General features: G+C 37.2%; 15 protein-coding genes. 6 read left to right on the top strand and 9 right to left on the bottom strand.

What is annotated here, in order from left to right:
* Window positions 1-54: 54 nt before the first annotated feature.
* Window positions 55-558: a hypothetical protein gene (locus P9B04_RS02035; protein WP_342053335.1), complete on the bottom strand. Its 504-nt coding sequence runs from the start codon at window positions 556-558 to the stop codon at window positions 55-57.
* A 285-nt stretch (window positions 559-843) separates the two neighbouring features.
* On the opposite strand from P9B04_RS02035, the gene glpX reads away from it, so the two are divergent.
* Window positions 844-1,881, top strand: coding sequence for a class II fructose-bisphosphatase (gene glpX / locus P9B04_RS02030; protein ID WP_342053334.1), 1,038 nt, complete (start codon window positions 844-846; stop codon window positions 1,879-1,881).
* A 315-nt stretch (window positions 1,882-2,196) separates the two neighbouring features.
* Here the strand turns inward: glpX and P9B04_RS02025 are convergent, their stop codons facing one another.
* A complete protein-coding gene (locus P9B04_RS02025; RefSeq protein ID WP_342053333.1) occupies window positions 2,197-3,651 on the bottom strand; it encodes a cobyrinate a,c-diamide synthase in 1,455 nt (484 codons plus the stop codon).
* A 233-nt stretch (window positions 3,652-3,884) separates the two neighbouring features.
* Between P9B04_RS02025 and recA the strand changes: the two genes are divergently transcribed.
* The gene (gene recA, locus P9B04_RS02020; protein WP_342053332.1) at window positions 3,885-4,928 is read left to right on the top strand and encodes a recombinase RecA; all 1,044 of its coding nucleotides are present in this window, start codon (window positions 3,885-3,887) and stop codon (window positions 4,926-4,928) included.
* 122 nt (window positions 4,929-5,050) lie between these two features.
* Window positions 5,051-6,082 (top strand): 23S rRNA (adenine(2503)-C(2))-methyltransferase RlmN, encoded by a 1,032-nt coding sequence (rlmN, locus tag P9B04_RS02015; protein WP_342053331.1) that lies wholly within the window; start codon window positions 5,051-5,053, stop codon window positions 6,080-6,082.
* A 70-nt stretch (window positions 6,083-6,152) separates the two neighbouring features.
* Here rlmN and rpsF read toward each other — a convergent pair whose 3' ends face one another.
* Window positions 6,153-6,509: a 30S ribosomal protein S6 gene (gene rpsF / locus P9B04_RS02010; protein WP_342053330.1), complete on the bottom strand. Its 357-nt coding sequence runs from the start codon at window positions 6,507-6,509 to the stop codon at window positions 6,153-6,155.
* Window positions 6,510-6,709: 200 nt separating this feature from the next.
* On the opposite strand from rpsF, the gene P9B04_RS02005 reads away from it, so the two are divergent.
* Window positions 6,710-7,492, top strand: a complete 783-nt coding sequence (locus P9B04_RS02005; protein WP_342053329.1) for a fumarylacetoacetate hydrolase family protein — start codon at window positions 6,710-6,712, stop codon at window positions 7,490-7,492.
* Here the strand turns inward: P9B04_RS02005 and P9B04_RS02000 are convergent, their stop codons facing one another.
* The 5 genes from P9B04_RS02000 to cofG all read right to left on the bottom strand — a co-directional run bounded on the left by P9B04_RS02000 (window position 7,493) and on the right by cofG (window position 11,595).
* Window positions 7,493-7,999 (bottom strand): Tic20 family protein, encoded by a 507-nt coding sequence (locus P9B04_RS02000; RefSeq protein ID WP_342053328.1) that lies wholly within the window; start codon window positions 7,997-7,999, stop codon window positions 7,493-7,495. It lies immediately after the preceding gene.
* Between the two features lie 92 nt (window positions 8,000-8,091).
* Window positions 8,092-8,631 carry a GIY-YIG nuclease family protein gene (locus tag P9B04_RS01995; protein WP_342053327.1) on the bottom strand — a complete coding sequence of 180 codons (540 nt, stop codon included), beginning with the start codon at window positions 8,629-8,631 and terminating at the stop codon, window positions 8,092-8,094.
* A 299-nt stretch (window positions 8,632-8,930) separates the two neighbouring features.
* Window positions 8,931-10,046, bottom strand: a complete 1,116-nt coding sequence (locus tag P9B04_RS01990) for an alkene reductase (protein WP_446717958.1) — start codon at window positions 10,044-10,046, stop codon at window positions 8,931-8,933.
* Window positions 10,047-10,176: 130 nt separating this feature from the next.
* Complete coding sequence (locus tag P9B04_RS01985) at window positions 10,177-10,572, bottom strand: DoxX family protein (RefSeq protein WP_342053325.1); 396 nt, start codon at window positions 10,570-10,572, stop codon at window positions 10,177-10,179.
* A 45-nt stretch (window positions 10,573-10,617) separates the two neighbouring features.
* Window positions 10,618-11,595 (bottom strand): 7,8-didemethyl-8-hydroxy-5-deazariboflavin synthase subunit CofG, encoded by a 978-nt coding sequence (gene cofG / locus P9B04_RS01980; RefSeq protein ID WP_342053324.1) that lies wholly within the window; start codon window positions 11,593-11,595, stop codon window positions 10,618-10,620.
* 113 nt (window positions 11,596-11,708) lie between these two features.
* On the opposite strand from cofG, the gene pipX reads away from it, so the two are divergent.
* Together pipX and P9B04_RS01970 are read left to right on the top strand one after the other, a co-directional pair.
* Entirely contained in the window at window positions 11,709-11,978 is a 270-nt protein-coding gene (gene pipX, locus P9B04_RS01975; RefSeq protein ID WP_342053323.1) for a transcriptional coactivator PipX, read from the top strand.
* A gap of 5 nt (window positions 11,979-11,983) precedes the next feature.
* On the top strand, window positions 11,984-12,640 hold the full coding sequence (locus P9B04_RS01970) for a YggS family pyridoxal phosphate-dependent enzyme (RefSeq protein ID WP_342053322.1): 657 nt from the start codon (window positions 11,984-11,986) through the stop codon (window positions 12,638-12,640).
* On the opposite strand, the gene P9B04_RS01965 is transcribed toward P9B04_RS01970, so the two are convergent.
* Window positions 12,593-15,625, bottom strand: a complete 3,033-nt coding sequence (locus tag P9B04_RS01965; RefSeq protein ID WP_342053321.1) for an FAD-binding and (Fe-S)-binding domain-containing protein — start codon at window positions 15,623-15,625, stop codon at window positions 12,593-12,595. The genes P9B04_RS01970 and P9B04_RS01965 overlap by 48 nt on opposite strands.
* Between the last annotated feature and the right edge of the window lie 198 nt (window positions 15,626-15,823).

The raw sequence follows: 15,823 nt of genomic DNA, 5'->3' as shown, positions 1-15,823 counted from the left end.
GATGCCAGACTCAATATTTACAAGAAGCCATTCTCAGTTAGTGTGAGATTGGCTTCACTTCTTTAATAAGTAACTTAAAGCAATTCCTGTTTGCATTCCTACCAATGTCCAAACAAGAACTAACCCTATAACCTCCCCCAAAAAAAGATGAGTAATCGAATGTAGTATCCCTCCTACCATCCAGCCTCCTGACAATGCGAAAGACCAAGTTATACTACTAATAAAAATCCAAAGATAACTTTTATGTATAAAAGATTTCAATATAAACCACTGCCAACAGCCAATCCATAATCCGGCTGTGCCACCTAACATTAATCCAGTAGTTAGACGAACCATAGTTAACTCAGTTCGTGGAGCAAACCAACCGATAAGTCCTAAACTACTTTCTCCCATCAAAAGCCAAGCTACGAACGTAGATAAAATCCATAACCAGGGGTGGGGCATAAAACGACTTAAGACCAAAGCCTGAAAACAAGCAATAATAGTCACTCCAATCATTGCTTGTAAAAGCTTTAAATCATCTACTTCGCCAATTTGCACCCAAACTAAGCTAGACATGAAACCTACGACAGTAAACCCAATCCAGCTTAGAGAATTAAATTGAAGCGGTACTAAATTCATTAATTTTCTCGAGTCTTGTTTACTGTACTGCATTTTGTCTTACTTTATTAGCTTAATTTCCAGATAGTAGTCTTGTCGACTGGACTACTAACTTTGTAGTTGATCAAGCGAATTTTTAGAAAAATTTTAATGAGATCCCCGAACTCTGATAGACTTTTCACTAAGGCCTAAATTTAAGACCACCTCTGAGAAAATAAGATAAGGAGATAGGGAGGACATACCTTGGAAAGCACACTAGGTTTAGAAATTATTGAAGTTGTCGAACAAGCGGCGATCGCTTCAGCAAAATGGATGGGTAAAGGCGAGAAAAATACTGCTGACGAAGTAGCAGTAGAAGCCATGCGCGAAAGAATGAACAAAATTCATATGCGTGGCCGGATCGTCATTGGAGAAGGGGAACGGGATGATGCTCCTATGCTCTATATCGGTGAAGAAGTTGGCATTTGTACCCGTGAAGATGCCAAAAATTTCTGCAACCCAGAAGAATTGATTGAAATTGACATCGCTGTTGATCCCTGTGAAGGAACCAACCTGGTTGCTTACGGACAAAACGGTTCTATGGCTGTATTGGCTATTTCTGAAAAAGGCGGTTTATTCGCGGCCCCTGACTTCTACATGAAGAAGTTAGCCGCCCCTCCTGCAGCTAAAGGTCACGTTGACATCAATAAATCAGCTACTGAAAATCTCCAAATCTTAGGAGACTGCTTAGAACGTAGCGTTGAGGAATTAGTGGTTGTGGTGATGGATCGTCCTCGTCACAAAGAATTAATTCAAGAAATTCGTGCGGCTGGCGCAAGGGTTCGTCTCATCAGCGATGGTGACGTTTCTGCGGCTATTTCCTGTGGGTTCGCTGGAACCAATATTCACGCCTTAATGGGTATTGGTGCGGCTCCTGAAGGGGTGATTTCTGCGGCTGCCATGCGTTGTTTAGGCGGTCACTTCCAAGGACAATTAATTTATGATCCTGAAGTGGTCAAAACCGGTTTAATTGGAGAGAGCCGTGAAGGAAACTTGGCTCGTCTCAAAGAGATGGGTATCGAAGACGCTGATCGGGTTTACACTGATAGGGAGTTGGCCAGTGGTGAAACCGTACTATTTGCTGCTTGTGGTATCACTCCAGGAACCTTAATGGAAGGTGTTCGTTTCTTTCATGGTGGCGCAAGGACTCAAAGTTTGGTAATTTCGAGTCAATCTAAGACAGCCCGTTTTGTTGATACTATCCATATTATGGATCAACCTAAGTATATTGAACTTAGCTAATATACGAATTAGGAGATAGGGACTATAAACTCTCTATCTCCTAATTCGATTTTTGAATACACCTTAAAACCCCCAGTCATACTAGAAAACCTTGTAAAACTGGGGGTTTAATTCTTGTTTGCGGGTCTTCTGATTGAAACCTAACTGCCGGAAGGAACTCCAGCTTTAGTTACATCCAAGGGGAATTAACTTCTAGAGAACGGCCCCGGCACTCAGCCGGCTAACTCCAACCAGAAGACCCACGGTTTTACTACTATCTATCATGGGCATCACCTCCTGTCTTACCTAAACGGTTATTCTTTACGTTTACAAACACTAGTCTAGCGTAAGGTATTTAGAAAAATCAAGGGTATGACGAAAAAATCTTGCAGCGATTTGGGGGCAACCTCCAAAATGGAGATGTAGATAGGAACTATGAAGGTTACGATGGTACCATCCTTCTGCATGACTAGGGCTATTTGTATGCCAACTAGATAAATGAAATAAAGGTTGACTAGGGGGAATGGTTAACTCAGAGCGATGAAATTCATGACCCCAAAGGACTTCTCCGAGATTCAAGAGTAAACTAGAACGCAAAGCGGTTCCTTGTTTGTACCCTAAAGTCAATTTCTTCCCCATTTTAGCGGTTGTGCCTAAAATGCCCACCATTGGCCAAACATTTCCCTCAAAGTTAACGATTTTTTCACACAGATACATTAACCCCCCACATTCGGCATAAGTAGGCATTCCCCTCTCAATTGCCTCCTTAACCATCTTCAAGGCTTTTTTGTTGCTAGATAAAGCCGAGGCAAACATTTCAGGAAAGCCACCCCCAAAATATAAACCAGCAACACCTTCGGGTAAGCTTTCATCATTCATAGGACTCCAGTAACATAGCTTGGCTCCCCATTGTTCTAGGATGTCTAAGTTGTCAGAATAATAAAAGTTAAAGGCTTTATCTTGAGCGATCGCTATTTTAACCAGTGGAGTTACTGGACAATAGGGAGACTGAGAAATAGGGTAATTGGGGGACGAAGTGGTGAGGTAAGGCAGTAATTGCTCCCAATTAAAACAATTTTCTGCTAAATAAGCTAATCTGTCTAAGAAACAATCAATTTCTGGGAGTTCCTGGGTGGGTACTAGTCCCAAATGACGATCTGGAATTGTTAAAGATTCTTGACGATAAATTACTCCTAAAACCGCTATGTTAAGAGGTTCCAGAGCAGTTTTAAGTAAGGCTAGATGGCGATCACTCCCCACTCGGTTCAAAATTACTCCAACAAGGTTAATATCAGCATCAAGAAAACCGTATCCATAAGCGATCGCCGCCACCGATCCCGATAAACGACTACAATCAATGACTAACACCACAGGAATCTTTAAAATTTTAGCGATGTGCGCCGTGCTTCCATAATTTTGATACTGAGTTTCTTCTTCCCCTCCTGGAAGGTTGGGATTGATTATCTCCCCTACAGTCTCCTGCTTGCTTTCTCCTGCTTTCTGAAAAGGAACCCCATCGAATAATCCCATAACCCCCTCAATCAGTGCATAATCAACACCCTGACAGTGTTGGGCAAAACAGGATTTAACATAACCAATAGAGGTTAGAATCGGGTCTAAATTGCGACAGGGACGACCTGTGATATAACTGTGAAACATGGGATCGATATAGTCTGGACCCACTTTAAAAGATTGAACCTGAGCGGATTTTTGCTTTAAAAAAGCCAATAATGCCAAAGTAACGGTTGTCTTCCCTGTGCCACTGCGATCGCCAGCAATAATTAAAGTCACGATTTTCTGCGAGTATAATTGGGCAAATTATCGCTAATTTTATTTAATGAGATAAAAATAAGCAAAAATAACCGTAAATTTGCCACCTTACCCATTTTGGTTTTAATGTTACCCTATGTGTAGGCAAATCTAACAAAATTTTCATCATCACAGTTATTATCAGCAAAACAAGCTATAATAAATCAAATACTTTTGTACTAAAATAGTTGTGTAAGAATTAGATAGAGGGACTAATGGCTGCGATTACGAACAATCCAGATAAAGAAAAGGCATTAAGCTTAGTTCTCAACCAAATTGAGAAAAATTTCGGTAAAGGCTCCATAATGCGTCTTGGAGACGCAGCCAGAATGAAGGTAGAAACCTTATCCACTGGTGCTTTAACCCTAGATTTAGCATTGGGGGGAGGATTGCCCATGGGAAGAATAGTAGAAATTTACGGACCAGAAAGTTCTGGTAAAACTACCTTAGCCCTCCATGCGATCGCAGAAATTCAAAAAGCAGGGGGTGTGGCAGCGTTTGTGGATGCTGAACACGCGCTAGATCCCACCTATTCAGGGGTTTTGGGGGTAGATATCGATAATTTGTTAGTAGCTCAGCCAGATACGGGAGAATCTGCCTTAGAAATCGTCGATCAGTTAGTGCGATCGGCAGCAGTGGATTTAGTGGTTATTGATTCGGTAGCAGCGTTGGTTCCCCGAGCAGAAATTGAGGGGGAAATGGGAGATACTCAAGTGGGTTTACAAGCTCGTTTGATGAGTAAAGCGTTGCGTAAAATCGCTGGAAATATTGGTAAATCCGGGTGTGTAGTTATTTTCCTCAACCAGTTACGGCAAAAAATTGGAGTAACCTACGGAAGTCCGGAAGTTACAACCGGGGGAACCGCACTCAAGTTTTATGCTTCGGTTCGTTTAGATATTCGTCGTATTCAAACTTTGAAAAAAGGTAGCGAAGGAGAATATGGTATTCGTGCTAAGGTAAAAGTAGCTAAAAATAAAGTAGCCCCACCGTTCCGTATTGCTGAATTTGACATTATTTTCGGGAGAGGAATCTCTCAGATGGGGTGTATGTTAGATTTAGCTGAACAATGCGATGTGGTTACCCGTAAAGGAGCTTGGTATAGTTACAACGGAGACAACATTTCTCAGGGAAGAGATAACGCGGTTAAATACTTAGAAGAAAATTTGGAAGTTGCTGAAACCATCGAACAACAAGTACGTGAAAAATTAGAGTTAGGATCATTGAGTTTTGCCATTTCCCAAGGAGAAGAGGAAGAGTAAAAGAAAAAGCGATTACAGTAAGTGTAGAATTGGGAATTTTGATGCTTCTTGATTCTACATTTTTATGTCTTAAGTCTTCTGAAAAATCCCTACAAAATATTAATTTTTATCGTTTAATCTAAATGCCATTAACAGAAGAAACCCTACTAGGAAAATCCGTAGAAGAATTAACTACTTGGGTAAAACAACAAGGACAACCAGCCTATAGAGGCAAACAACTCCATCAATGGTTGTATCAAAAAGGTGCGCGCTCCCTCACCGAAATCTCTGTTTTTCCCAAAGCATTAAGAGAAGAATTAAAAGATTATCCTATCGGTCGATCTAGCATTTATCACTGTAGCGTTGCCCCAGATAAAACTAGAAAATATCTTTTACAATTAGAAGACGGATTAATCATTGAAACTGTCGGAATACCAACAGCAAAACGCTTAACGGTTTGTGTTTCTTCTCAAGTAGGATGTCCCATGAGTTGTGATTTTTGTGCAACTGGAAAAGGGGGGTATGAACGGAATTTAAGCAGTGCAGAAATTGTAGATCAAGTATTAACCGTACAAGAGGAGTTTCAAGAAAGAGTTAGTCATGTTGTGTTTATGGGAATGGGAGAACCGTTATTAAACACAAAAGAAGTGGTCAAAGCTATTAAAATTCTCAATCAAGATATGGGAATAGGACAGCGATCGCTCACTGTTTCTACTGTAGGTGTAAAGAAGAAAATTTTAGAATTAGCTCATCATAAACTACAAGTAACCTTTGCTGTGAGTCTTCATGCAGCAAATCAAAGTTTGAGAGAAAAACTCATCCCCAGTGCTAAATTCTATCCTCTTCCTAAACTATTAGCTGATTGTCGAAAATATGTAGAAATAACAGGAAGAAGAGTGAGTTTTGAATACATTTTATTAGGGGGAGTTAATGATCTCCCAGAACAAGCAATAAAATTAGCTAAATGTTTAAAAGGGTTTCAAAGTCATGTTAATTTGATTCCCTATAACCCTATAGAAGAAGTGGACTATCGACGACCAAACGCTGACAGCATTAACTCATTTAGCAGTATTTTAGAAGAACAAAATATTGCTGTTACTGTACGCTATTCACGGGGACTAGAAGCCAATGCCGCTTGTGGGCAGTTAAGAGCTATGTTGGCTCAGAAAGAGTGAGCAACCTGAGTTCGGTGTTAGGAGAGCAACTCCGCAGCGAACCACCGCGGAGTTGAATCTTTTTTTATGGTTAAGCTTCAGAAGCAACCGCTTCGGGTTCTGCCACTTCCGGTTCTTCCTCTGCTGTCTCTGAGGAAACTGTATCTAGTCTGATGGTGAGATAGCGCATAACTTCTTCCCCCAAACGCATCATCCGTTCTAGGGGTGCGATTTGGGTTCCATCTGCTTGATAATTAAACTGAACGTAAATACCATCTACCTTTTTTTGAATGGGATAGGCGAGACGACGTTTGCCCCAAATTTTCACTTCTAGATTAGTGGCATTATTTTCAGTCAAGAATTCCTTATAGGTGGTTACAGCTTGGTTTACTTGCTCTTCTGAGAAATCAGGACGCAAGATAAAAATCATTTCGTATTGTTGGCTCATGGGTTTAAACTCCTTCTGGACAAGTTGGCTTCATCAATGACTTAAAGTCAAGAAGCAAGGACTAATGGAAACTAATCAAAGAAAAAATGTCCCCTTTTTGAGACAGATTCCTTTAAGATCATACTACGACTCCATGACTAATGGCTCAAATATTGAAAAGCTAGTTAGTCTGGTTCTAACTTATTTTACTGCTCAAGTATATGCCGCAACGCTACGTTCGAGTAAAAACCAATCAAGGAAACATCCATTACGGCTCCCTCAATCTTAATCGCAGTGTGGCGGTGTTTGACGCTGCCCCTTGGGACGGAGGCCAACCCAGTGGCGTTGTCCTGAAGGCTGATAGTTACGAATTTTTGGCTCCTTGTTTTCCTTCTAAAATTATTGCTGTGGGCAGAAATTATAAAGCCCACGCTGCAGAATTGGGTAATAAGGTGCCAGAAGAACCATTACTGTTTCTGAAACCTCCTTCTAGTATTATTGGAGAAGGGCAACCCATCTATTATCCTCAGCAGTCTCAGCAAGTTGATTATGAGGGGGAATTAGCTTTAGTGATAGGTGAGGTGACTAAAAATTGTTCTGAGAAAGAGGCTCGTAGCAAAATTTGGGGTTATACTATCGCTAATGATGTTACCGCCCGTGATTTTCAGAAAAAAGATAATCAGTGGGTTCGGGCAAAGGGGTTTGATACGTTTTGTCCTCTTGGTCCTTGGGTGATTCGTGAATTGAGTGCAGCTGCGGCAATTCAAACTTTTGTTAACAATGAGACAGAACCGCGCCAGTGTGCTTTGGTACAGGATATGATTTTCTCCCCTCAAACCATTGTCTCCTACATCTCTCAGATTCTTACGCTATTTCCTGGGGATATTATTCTGACGGGAACCCCCGAAGGGGTAGGCCCTATTAAGATTGGTGATCGCATTCGAGTAGAAATAGAGGGTATAGGTGGCATTGAAAACCCCGTCATGAGTGTACCAATGACATGATCACCAGCGAACCTGAGAATAAGCGGCTTCAGAAATGGTAGGGATTTCTGCGTAGCGGCCCAGAATTGACTGGATCATAGAAAAATAGGAGGCGGCTAGACCACCTAAAAATAGTACATTAAAGAGGGTTTCAATAATAATGCCACCTCGCAAAGCCGGCATCAAGACGAATTGCATAATAATCCCTCCCAATGCTAATAGAATACCGATGAGAATCGATTGCATGGCATTGTAGCGGATAAAATGGCTAATTCTATCGTTGCGAACTACGGCGGCAAATAAAATGATAAATACAAGAAAACTACCAAAACGTCCCAACGGACCCAGTAGGGAACTTACCAAGTTATAAGTTAGTCCTACTGGTATAGCAGGAAGCAATAAAAAGTTAAAAGCCGGAAACTGTTGAACCAGGTAAGTGCCAAAATAGGCAGTGTCGAAAATGGCAAAGCAATAGACTAAAGTGCTAAAAATGCGATCTGATATAGTGATTGAACCGCGCCAGGTCATTCGGGGTTGCTCCTTGATTTTCAAACTAACTTCACCTTTTAATGTACAACATTTATTCGGTAATCAGTTATCAGTGGTTCTAGGGATCAATTTTATTGTAAGTCTAATAATCCTTGTGTTTTGAGTTTAAAATTAAAGCGAATTCCCATTTTATTTCCTCGTTCTTTTAATCTTTTTTCTATATCTCCTTGGACTCTTCTGGAAACTTTTTTTAATACTTTAACTTTGCCTGATTCATCGCTATTTTGATATGTCTGTTTTTCGTCTTCTGTCATGCAAATTTTAGCATCTATAGGTCGTGTCCATAAGACTTGATTATGCTCATCATTAATAGATAAATTTCCATTTTCTTGAGTCCAGCAGTTTTTAATGTCTTCTAGTATGCTTCTACTGGGACGGTCTATGATTGTAACTTTCAGCCAATGACACTGATATGTTTGACGGACTAAATGTTGTTTTAAGCTGGCATAAATATCACGGGAATAACCAATAAATTTTAACTGCTTATTTTTGTTGAAAATTGCGTAGACTCCAATTTTATTTTGTAAGTTTTCGTCAATTACTCCAGTTTCATCTAGATAGGGTAAATAGTCTAAGGCTTCCAAACTAGGCAGTTGCGTTTCAGTAATCATAGTTAATGCTGGATAAAATAATGAAATCAAAAACAAAAGAATTCACATAATCCTCACTATATAATATTCTAATACTCTCGACTCTTTGCAAGCTTGAGAGATGTTTTTGTAACAAGACTTCACATTTTTGTGCTGTGCAGAAAATGTTAATTTTTCTCATATTTTTTTAACTGAATTGATATAATTTGAGAGTCAACGAACTTAACTATATGTTGAGAAATTAAACTTTGTATATCCAAGACTTTCTCCTATAGCAGAGATAATTAATAGACTATCTCTACTAAAAATATTCAAATCAATTAACTTGTTAAACTTTCTTCATAAGTAGGAAAATCAGCATAACCCTCTGGTTCAAAAGAGTACCAATATTTAATATCAGCAGGAGGATTTAAAGGCCAATTATTAGTAAACCTTTCTACTAGGTCGGGGTTACTGATAAAGGGTCGACCAAAGGCAATCAAATCAGCTTCTTTTGCGTTAATTGTTGCTTCTGCAGTCTCTTGTGTATAACCACAATTTCCTATTAATATACCATCAAAGACTTCTCTAAGTTCTCCTAGTGTTACGGGTTCTCCTAGTTCATGAAATCCAAATCCTAACCCATCTAGCACATGAAGATATGCCAAACTATATTTATTCAACTGTTGAGCAACGTAGGTAAATAATTCTCTGTATTCAGGACAGCCCATATCATTAAAAGCACCGTTTGGGGATAATCTTACCCCTATTTGGCTAGAAGAAAATACAGTTAATGTTGCTTCAAGAATTTCTTGCAGAAAGCGGGAACGGTTTTCAATACTTCCTCCATATTTGTCTGTACGATGGTTTGTTTTTGATTGTAAAAATTGATCAATTAAGTAACCGTTTGCTGCGTGAATTTCAACTCCATCGAAACCAGCTTTTTTGGCTCTCTCTGCAGCTAAGCGATAGTCTTCAAGAATACCAGAGATTTCTTCTGTTTCCAAAGCACGAGGAGTTTCGTAAGGTTCTTTACCAATAGGAGTATGAATATAGTCACCATTCAGTTTCACAGCAGAAGCAGAAACTGGTAATTGATTGTTTTCTTGAAAGCTACTATGGGATGCTCTTCCACAGTGCCAAAGTTGTAAAAAAATCGGAGTTTCTGTTTCATGAAGTGCTTGGGTTATTGGTTTCCAAGCTTCCATTTGTTTATCTGAATAAATACCTGGACTATTCAACCAACCACAACCTTGTCGAGAAATAACTGTTGCTTCACTAATAATCAATCCGGCTGATTTTCTTTGTGTGTAGTATTGTTTCATGAGGTCATTGGGTATTCTTTCTTCTCCAGCCCTTGAACGGGTTAAAGGTGCCATGACTACTCGATTTTTTAGGTTAATACTACCGACTTGACAAGGACTCAAAAGTGTGGGTGAATTTGTCATCTTACTGATAAGATTAATTAGTGTCTACTAAATATTTTATCTTGAATTGATAAATTTTTTATATCCTACATAAGAGACGAGAAGTATGTATTATCAGACTAGGGGGTAATTTATTAATTATCTCAACACCCCTAGTAAGTTAGGATTTTAAATAGTTTTCTAAGCTGAATTTTCCAGAACCAAAAGCAAGTACCATTAATAGACCACCCATTAAACCTAAATTCTTAAAAAAAGCGATTTCTTCTTCTGGAAAAGTTCCATGAAAGATAAAGGTAGCAGGAATTAAAAATCCAATCAACAAACAAGTACCAATTTTAGATTTATATCCGAGTAAAACTGACAATCCTCCCAATATTAGAACCAAAATAGTTGCCCATAGCAATACTTCGGTTAAGGGTAATCCTTTAGAAGCCATATACGCTTGAGTTTGTGCCGGAGATAACAACTTACTGATACCAGACTTAATAAAAATTGCGGATAAAAAGAACCTAGCTAAAAGAGAAACGTAACTTTGGAAAGTAAGTTGATTTAGCATGAATTTATGACCCAATTATATAATTTAGATTAATTTTAGCAATTCCTAATTAAATTGACAATGAGGGGTAAAATTGGGAATATGTTCCCAGGAAGTTACAGCTTTTTGTAAAGATAATGACAACCAACTTTGATATTTGGGATAAAAAGGAAAACGGGGAACTAATTGCCATCCTCGAGAGGATAATAAATCAACTAAACCTTGATGAGAAAAATGAGGATAGTCTGGGTTTACCTCATCTTTAGGACTGATTCCACCCAAGTCTCTGGCTCCTGCTTCTAAACAATCTAACAGACATTGAGAATCTGTAATTAAATTGGGAGGGATTTGTATGGTAATAGATTTGGGTAATATTTCTCTAGCTTTAGCTACCATTTTTGGTAGTTGATGAATAGGAAAAGTCGATACTGCCAGTTTTTGCTTGCTTCCTAGTTGATGAGGTTGTATGATAACCTCTTGAATATTGTGCCATCTTGTTTGAATTTCTGCGATCGCTTCTAATGTTTTCCAGGAGTCCTTCTCTTTTTCTCCTATTCCTATTAAAATACCTGTAGTAAAAGGAATTTTTAACTGACCAGCCCATTCCAATTGTTGTAACCTTAAGGAAGGTAATTTACTGGGTGAATGACGATGGACTGTCTTTAAAAGTTGGGGAGTAATTTGTTCTAGCATTAAACCCATAGACACATTAACTGTTTTTAGAGTTGCCATTTCAGAAAAGCTTAAAATTCCTGCATTAGTATGGGGTAAAAAACCCATAGATAAAGCTAGTTTGCACAAGTCGTAAATGTTTTGAAACCAAGCTTTTCTCCTAGTAGACTGGGGATGAACTTCCCCACTTAGAATTAAAATTTCGCAAACTGATTTATGTGGCAATTGCTGTAATATATTTTTGCTCTTTTCTAAAGTTAACCACTGATCTTGATGAGGATTAACCCTAAAGTTACAATAGGTACAATGGTTAAAACATTCGTAAGTGGGAACCAAGGTATAAGCAGGACTATAAGTAATTTGCTTTGTCATCTTTATGTGTGATACTTAAATTAATAGGCATTTTTGTGAGTATTTTACTATAATACATCTAGACTTGCGGCATTCGGAGGTTTATCATTAGAGTAACTTTTTAACTGTTAAGAATGAGTAACGAAACTTATTTTAATCATCCTATTTTCGGTCTTCTTTATCGTGTCTGCATCCTTGATGACAATCAAGAGTTGTTTACTACATTATACGCTCAACGCTTATTTTTTTTAGTGAAGATGATACCCAATAATACGGTGTTTGAACCGGTGAGTCGCTCAGATGCTAGATTATTAGTAGAAAAGCGTTTGCGTAATCTTCACCGTCTAGGACTTATTCAAGAGTACAAGGACTTTCAAGCTATGTATAGACAAACCTTTCCTTAAATAATATGACAATTGCGAAGAATCTTGACAAAATTCTATCTCAAATCCCTTCGTCGGTTCGTTTGATTGCTGTGACAAAAAAAAAGTCAGTAGCTGCGATTAAAGAAGCTTACGATTACGGAATCCGTGATTTTGCAGAAAGTCGTGTTCAAGAAGCACTTCTGAAGCAAGAAGATTTACAAGAATATGAAGATATTTGTTGGCATTTTATTGGTCATATTCAAACTAATAAGGCTAAAAAAATACTAGAGAATTTTCACTGGATTCACTCGGTTGATAGTCTCAAGTTAGCGGAACACTTAGATAAGTTAGCTATGAAAAATTCTATTTCTCCTAGAGTTTTTCTCCAGGTTAAATTATTGCCAGATCCTAACAAATATGGTTGGGAAGCTGTGGAACTTTTTCAAGACTTACCCACATTAGAATCCTTGAAAAATTTAAAAATTGAAGGATTGATGACTATATTACCGTTAGGATTATCTGAATACGAATGTTTAGACACATTTGACAAAACAAAAGAAACAGCCATTAGAATAACACAAGAGTCATCTTTACGATTAAAAGAGTTATCTATGGGAATGTCTAATGACTATTTATTAGCAGTACAAAAAGGCTCAACCATGATTCGTTTGGGAACGGTTATTTTTGGAGAAAGAGATTAGTTGATTTAAAGCTTGAATAGGGTGTTGGGGTTTCCATCCGGATAGTCTTTTTACTTGTGAACGACAAGAATATCCAGTGACTAAATAATGGGGTCTATCTTCAATATTTTTAGGTAGATATTGATACCAACTACTGTGATAAATATCTTTAGATTTTTCATGATTTTCTCTTTCATGACCGTACATTCCAGCCATTCCACAGCAACCAACGGATAGTGTTTCTAATCTAATACCCATATTTTTAAAAACTGTTTGCCATTGTTTTTGGGAGTTAAAAACAATAGACTTTTCGTGGCAGTGTCCTAACAAGTAGTAGGAATTACTTGTTTGAAGCTTGGGCAATATTTTATCTTGTTTAACTAAGAATTCTTGAATAAGTTGAACTTTATTTAAATTGTTTTTATTCCCTACAATTCTATCATATTCATCTCGATAAGTTAGAGTCATACTTGGTTCAATTCCAATCAGAGGGATATCTAAATCTAAAACACATTTCAAGTTATTAATATTGTGCTGAACCACAGTTTTAAAATCATTAGTAAATCCTTTTAGATGCAAAGGTTTCCCATTGACAAAAAAAGGTAAAATATACACATCATAGCCTAAGCTATTGAAAAAATCATAAACATCTATCACTAATTGTGATTCGTAGAAGCTAGTAAACGCATCTTGTAATAAAATAATACTATTTTTTTGTTCTTCTCTCGATAATTTTTTTAGCGTTTCTATTCTTAATTCTATTGTTAATTGTTGGCGTAAAATAAGGGGACTAATTAAAGGTGGGTCAACTAAATTTAATCCTTTAGTAATCAATAATTGGCTGAAATAATTTTGGGTAAGTTTGTTAAATATGTTAGGAGCAAAAGACTGATAATAAGCTAATTGCTCTATATTGCTCATAAAATAATCTCTTAAATGACGTAAATAACGACCATGATAAAGTTCTAAAAACCGAGATTTTAAATCAGGTATATCAACATGAATTGGACATTGACTTACACAAGCTTTACAAGCAAGACATCCCTGCATTGCTATATAAATATCGTGAGAAAAATCTTCTTTTCTTTGCCATTTTTGTAAAGTATAAAAGATTTTTTTTAAAATACTTAAACTCTCATTGCCATCTTTTTCAGAGTTTGATTTTGATAGTAATCTTAACCATTCTCTCAATAACATTGCTCTTCCTTTTGGAGAGTGAATTCGATCTCGGCTTTGTTTAGCGGAAGGACAAATAAGTTCATCAAAATCAAAGTTAAAGCAGGCACCATTTCCATTACAATTGAAAGCAGCTTCATACTCTTTTCTAAACTGTTGAGATACTTGGCGATCAAAGTGTCCTCTTAAAGTTGATTCTAGCTTAACAATTTTATCGGTACTATTGTAGGGAGTAACAATTTTTCCTGGGTTTAATTTATTGTCAGGATCAAAAGCTTGTTTTATCTTTCTTAAGTCTTGATATAGTTCTTCACCAAAAAATAAAGGAGTGTATTCGCTACGAAATCCTTTACCATGTTCTCCCCAAATCACTCCACCGTATTTACGAACTAAAGTAATAACTTTATCAGATATTTCTCTAATGAGTTTTTCATCTTTGGTCAGTTTCATATCCAAAGCTGGACGAACATGGAGACATCCTACATCTACATGACCAAACATTGCATATTTAAGGTTATAACTGCTCAGGAGTATTTTAAGCTCACGGGTATAATTGGCTAAATTAGTAGGAGAAACAGCAGTATCTTCTATAAAAGCAATCGGTTTGCGATTGCCTGCCATTTTTCCTAATAAAGTAGCCCCTTTTTTTCTTAATAACCACAATTGCTTAATTTCTTCTGTTTTAGACGTTATATAATAGCCGATAATCTGTGATTTTGATTTACTCCGTAAGTCGTCAATCAAAGAACTTATTTGCTTTTCAATATCAAAATCATTTTCTCCTATAAACTCAACTAAATTAATAGCCTTAGCCTCACAGACAAAATCTTTAACCTCCTCAAAAATACAGTCGCTTTTGGCTAATTCCAAAATTATTTCATCTACTGTTTCAATGGCAGCTGGATTATATGTTAGTAAATGTTCTGCATCCTTTAAAGCTGCATCAAAGCTTTGATAGTGAATGGCTAATAATTGCTTAGCTTTGGGAATTTTTGTTAACTTTAATCGTGCTTCAGTAATAATTCCTAGTGTTCCTTCTGAACCTGCTAAAATTCGATTAATATCAAAGTATTTTTGCTCTTTATCATAAACTTTTGCTAAATTATAACCAGTCATGAATCTAGCTAACTTAGGAAATACTTTATCGATTAATTCTTTTTTTTCAGAAACAATCTCGTCTATTATTTTATAAATCTTTCCTAATCTTCCTCGTTGTTCTTTTAAGAGATTTAATTTTTCCAAATTAATTTTAGAAGAAGATGCTAGTGTTCCATCAGATAAAACCCAGTTTAATTGTAAAATATGGTCGCTTGTTTTCCCGTAAATCCGAGAACCTTTACCCGCAGCATCTGTGTTAATCATTCCACCAATAGTTGCACGGTTACTGGGAGCGAGAGACGGTGCAAAAAATAGATCATGATCAGCTATAATTTTGTTTAGTTCGTCTAGAATAATCCCAGGTTGAACCCTCACCCATTGTTCTTCTATATTGATTTCTAATACTTGATTCATGTGCCTAGAACAATCTATAATAATACTAGGAGAAAGTGACTGCCCATTGGTGCCAGTTCCACCCCCTCTGGGAGAAAAAGTAATAGATTCAAACTCGCTTTTTTCAGATAATTTAAAAGTTTTACTAATATCTTGGGTTGTGCGAGGAAAAACAACAGCCTGGGGTAGAATTTGATAAATGCTATTATCGGTTGAAGCGATTAAACGATTAGCGAAATCTCCTTGAATATCTCCTGAAAAAGAAGTTTGTTTTAAACTACTGAGAAAATTCGCAATTGTTTGATTAATTGTTATTTCTGGTATAATTCTTGGAATCACTTTAAGGAGTTAGTTGAAAGATAAAAAAATAAAATTTCATTTTTAACCATGAAGCAATCGCCAGCATTACCGCTTCAACAACCCTAGGAATATCTTTCCTATTTTTGGGGACAGTAAATACTGAAGAAACAGAAATATTAGCGACAGGGCTATTTCATTCTGAAAAGTTCCAAAATATGCTTTAGGGAATGACCACAG

It is taken from the genome of Crocosphaera sp. Alani8 (assembly GCF_038442745.1).
Lineage (GTDB): Bacteria > Cyanobacteriota > Cyanobacteriia > Cyanobacteriales > Microcystaceae > Crocosphaera.
This window is presented reverse-complemented; position numbering and strand designations above follow the sequence as displayed.

Coding starts and splice junctions, on each gene's coding strand:
- P9B04_RS02035 (WP_342053335.1), bottom strand. CDS start 558: ATGTCTAGCTTAGTTTGGGTGCAAATTGGCGAAGTAGATGATTTAAAG.
- recA (WP_342053332.1), top strand. CDS start 3,885: ATGGCTGCGATTACGAACAATCCAGATAAAGAAAAGGCATTAAGCTTA.
- rlmN (WP_342053331.1), top strand. CDS start 5,051: ATGCCATTAACAGAAGAAACCCTACTAGGAAAATCCGTAGAAGAATTA.
- rpsF (WP_342053330.1), bottom strand. CDS start 6,509: ATGAGCCAACAATACGAAATGATTTTTATCTTGCGTCCTGATTTCTCA.
- P9B04_RS02005 (WP_342053329.1), top strand. CDS start 6,710: ATGCCGCAACGCTACGTTCGAGTAAAAACCAATCAAGGAAACATCCAT.
- P9B04_RS02000 (WP_342053328.1), bottom strand. CDS start 7,999: ATGACCTGGCGCGGTTCAATCACTATATCAGATCGCATTTTTAGCACT.
- P9B04_RS01995 (WP_342053327.1), bottom strand. CDS start 8,631: ATGATTACTGAAACGCAACTGCCTAGTTTGGAAGCCTTAGACTATTTA.
- P9B04_RS01985 (WP_342053325.1), bottom strand. CDS start 10,572: ATGCTAAATCAACTTACTTTCCAAAGTTACGTTTCTCTTTTAGCTAGG.
- cofG (WP_342053324.1), bottom strand. CDS start 11,595: ATGACAAAGCAAATTACTTATAGTCCTGCTTATACCTTGGTTCCCACT.
- pipX (WP_342053323.1), top strand. CDS start 11,709: ATGAGTAACGAAACTTATTTTAATCATCCTATTTTCGGTCTTCTTTAT.
- P9B04_RS01970 (WP_342053322.1), top strand. CDS start 11,984: ATGACAATTGCGAAGAATCTTGACAAAATTCTATCTCAAATCCCTTCG.